The sequence below is a fragment of the Mesorhizobium sp. B3-2-1 genome (genome assembly GCF_006439515.1).
Taxonomy (GTDB): domain Bacteria; phylum Pseudomonadota; class Alphaproteobacteria; order Rhizobiales; family Rhizobiaceae; genus Mesorhizobium.
The window spans coordinates 1-2,327 of record NZ_VFTI01000067.1 but is presented as its reverse complement, the minus strand read 5'-3'; the positions used below and the strand labels follow the sequence as shown (position 1 = coordinate 2,327).

The 2,327-nt window shown below is 65.7% G+C and carries 1 protein-coding gene; it reads left to right on the top strand.

Annotated features, from left to right (window positions below; all coding sequences use genetic code 11):
* Window positions 1–68 precede the first annotated feature (68 nt).
* On the top strand, window positions 69–1,919 hold the full coding sequence (atzF, locus tag FJW08_RS32225) for an allophanate hydrolase (protein ID WP_140813754.1): 1,851 nt from the start codon (window positions 69–71) through the stop codon (window positions 1,917–1,919).
* Window positions 1,920–2,327: the final 408 nt, after the last annotated feature.

The following is a 2,327-nucleotide window of genomic DNA, read 5'->3' as shown; positions in this document are numbered from 1 at the left end:
TCACGGTGGCGCGGGACCAACGCCCAATCAGCTCCTAAACTGATTCAACGCAATCGTGAGGTTGCCTGATGAGCGAGATCCGCTTCGATATCATCAGTCTGCACGCGGCCTATGCCAGCGGCGTGACTGTCGCGGATATGATCGATGCCGTGCATGCCCGCATCTTGGCGGCTGACGATCCCGGCATCTTCATCCATCTCGCCAGCAAGGCGGACATGCTGGCGCAGGCGCAAACGCTCGGACCGTTCGATCCGGTGGCCAAGCCGTTGTGGGGCGTGCCGTTCGCGGTCAAGGACAATATCGATGTCGCCGGCATGCCGACCACAGCAGCCTGCGCCGAATATGCCTATGTGCCGGAGACGGACGCTACTGTCGTGGCGCGGCTGAAGGCGGCTGGCGCGCTGGTCGTCGGCAAGACCAATCTCGATCAGTTCGCCACCGGACTGGTCGGCGTTCGCACGCCTTACCCGATCCCAAGGAACGCCGTCGATGCCAGCCTGGTGCCTGGCGGCTCGTCCTCAGGGTCAGCGGTGGCGACGGCGCGTGGCATCGTCTCCTTCGCGCTCGGCACCGACACGGCCGGGTCCGGCCGCATCCCCGCCGGCCTCAACAACATCGTCGGGCTTAAGCCGACAGTCGGCGCGCTCTCCGCCGCCGGCGTGGTGCCAGCCTGCCGCACACTTGACTGCATCTCCGTGTTCGCACTCACCGTCGACGACGCCTATGCGGTGTTCGCCGTCGCGGCGGCCGAGGACCCGGCCGACGACTATTCGCGCGCGATCAAGGTGCCGGCGCTTGCCGCCCGGCCGCCCGTGCTGAGCGTCGGGGTGCCGGCGAAGAACGACCTGAAGTTCTTCGGCGACGCTTCGATGCAGGCCGGCTTCGAGACAGCACTTAGCCTTCTAGAAACGCTTGGCTGCCGGCTGGTCGAAATTCCGTTCGGGGATTTCTATGCCACCGCCAATCTTCTCTACGAAGGGGCCTGGGTCGCCGAGCGCTATGCGGCGATCCGCGACTTCATGGATGCCAACGAGGCCGCCATGCATCCGGTGACGCGCAAGATCATCGGTGGCGCCAGAAGTCTTTCGGCGGCGGACGCCTTTCGCGGCCTCTATGCCTTGCAGGCCTACAGGGCGAAGCTCGCCCCGGTCGTCGCCTCGGTCGACCTCTTCTGCGTGCCGACCGCGCCTACGCATTACACTACAGCCGCGGTGCTTGCCGATCCGGTCGCGACCAACAGCCGGCTTGGCACCTACACCAACTTCGTCAACCTGCTCGATATGTGCGGCATCGCCGTCCCGACCGGCAGGCGCGGCGACGGCCTGCCGATGAGCGTCACCTTGCTGGCGCCGGCCGGCCGCGATGCGCTGACGGCGATGCTCGCCCGCGACCTGCATGCGCAGAGCGGCCTGCCGCTCGGCGCAACGGGTTGGCCGCAGCCCGGCCCGCAACCGGCCGCCGTGCCGCCCTGCGATGGGATGATCGACCTGGTGGTCGTCGGCGCGCATCTCTCGGGCATGCCGCTCAACGGCCAGCTCAACCAGCTCGGCGCACAATTCCTGCGAGCGACCAGGACCGCCGCCGCTTACAAGCTCTATGCGTTGGCCGGCCAGTCCGTGCCCAAGCCCGGCCTGATCCGCGTTGCCGATGGCGGCATGCGGATCGACGTCGAGGTCTGGCGACTTGGGCCGGAGGCCTTCGGCCGTTTCGTCGCCGCTATTCCGGCTCCGCTCGGCATCGGCACGGTCGAACTTGACGACGGAACCCCTGCCAAGGGTTTTCTGGTCGAAAGCGCGGGCTTGGACGGTGCCTCCGACATCTCCTCATTCGGCGGCTGGCGCCGCTTTGTCGCACGCAGCAAAGACATGGCCGATCAAAGTGAAAAGCGGCAGAACTGGCCCGCTGGCGTCCCGATCTGATTGTCGCGCAAGGCTGGCCTTGTCGGACTGGGTTTTGGTAGCGGGAGAGCGCTACCGCCTTTCCCCCCACTCAGAGACCATGCGATATTTTCTACAGTGTCGGGGGTGATGGGCCTGGCCGGTGCTGCAAAGACCCGTAGGGAAGGGGAGAGTCTGACCCCAAAGCTATCCATGACGCGAACGGCAGCTTTGCGCCTCAAAGCACGAACCCGCTGCGCGGGAGGGCCGCCTCCTTCTGAGATGGCGTGCATGTCATAGACCTTGAGCGGGTAGAGGCGTCGATCTGACCATGGAGTTCCCTTCAACGAGAGGAACTCGCCATGGCTACCCTATCGACCGATGCACCTATTAGCCCGCTTCGCCAGCGCATGCAGCACGACATGCTGATGCGGGGCCTGGGCTCGCATA